At 67.5% G+C, this 1,358-nt stretch carries 1 protein-coding gene; it reads left to right on the forward strand.

Going from position 1 to position 1,358, the window contains the following annotated elements:
* Positions 1-54 precede the first annotated feature (54 nt).
* Positions 55-1,331 (forward strand): IS3 family transposase gene (locus Q0817_RS19930; protein WP_298592214.1). Its coding sequence is split into 2 segments (ribosomal slippage): positions 55-328 and positions 328-1,331, totalling 1,278 coding nucleotides; the frame shifts between segments, so codons are not numbered across the junction.
* Positions 1,332-1,358: the final 27 nt, after the last annotated feature.

Genomic DNA, 1,358 nt, shown 5'->3' on the forward strand with positions numbered 1-1,358 from the left:
GTGAATCCCCCCAAGTTTGATGCCGCATCTTTTCCGGTCAGGAAGGATGTTGTCATGCCGAAGAATTTCGATCCCGCCATCAAGGAGCGGGCCGTGCGGATGGTGCTCGAGCAGCTCCCGGAGTACGCCTCGCTCAGCCAGGCCTGCGCGGCCGTCGGAGCGAGCCTGGGCGTCGGGAAGGAGACCCTGCGGACCTGGGTTCGCAAGGCCCAGATCGACGCCGGGGAACGTGAGGGTCTCACCACGGCCGAGGACGAGGAGATCAAGCGCCTGAAAGCGGAGAACAAGCGGTTGCGCGAGGACGTGGCGATCCTGAAGGCGGCCACGACTTTCTTCGCGGGGGAACTCGACCCCCGCAAGCGTTGATCATGGGTTTCATCGATCAGATGAGGGGCCAGGGGCACGCGGTCGAGTCGGTCTGCCGGGTCCTGCGCGAGCAGGGCTGCCAGATCGCCGCGCGCACCTACCGGTCCTGGCGCACCAGGACGGTCGCGGCTCGCACACTCACCGACGCGGCTGTGATGGACGCGGTCCGGGCCGCGGCATGGGCCACCGATCACCAGGGCCGGGTGCGGCTGTCCCCGGAGGGTCTCTACGGGCGGGCGAAGATGCTGGCGCTGCTGCGCCGCACCGGCCACGCGGGCGCGAGCCCGGGGGCGGTGGACCGGGCGATGCGCGCCCTGGGGCTGTCGGGGGTGCGCCGGGGCAGGCCGGTGCGCACCACCGTGGCCGGCAAGGACGGAAGGCGTGCCGGGGACCTGCTCAACCGGGACTTCACCGCCGAAGCGCCGAACACGGTGTGGGTCACCGACTTCACCTATGTGCGGACCTGGTCCGGGTTCGTCTACGTGGCCTTCATCGTCGACGTCTTCGCCCAGCGGATCGTGGCCTGGCACGCCCAGAGCACCAAGCACACCTCGCTGGTGATGACCCCGCTGCGGATGGCGATCTGGCAGCGCGACCACGAAGGCCGGCCTTTGGAACGGGACCAGCTCGTCCATCACAGCGATGCCGGGTCCCAGTACACGTCGTTGCGGCTGACCGAGCACTTGGCGGTGGAGGGCATCGCGCCTTCGATCGGAACGGTCGGGGATGCCTACGACAACGCGCTGATGGAGACGATCAACGGCCTCTACAAGACCGAGTGCATCCGCACGAAGGTCTTCCACGATGGGGCCTACAAGACCCTCTCCGACGTCGAGTACGCCACCGCCGGCTGGGTCCAGTGGTACAACACCGACCGACTGCACTCGACCCTCGACTACCTCACCCCGGTAGAGTTCGAAAACGCCCACTACACCTCCCTCATCCACGAGGGCCACCCGGTATGAGAGCGGCAGAGAACTTGGGGGGATTCA

Origin of the sequence: uncultured Kocuria sp. (assembly GCF_947500125.1) — a bacterium.
GTDB lineage: Bacteria > Actinomycetota > Actinomycetes > Actinomycetales > Micrococcaceae > Kocuria.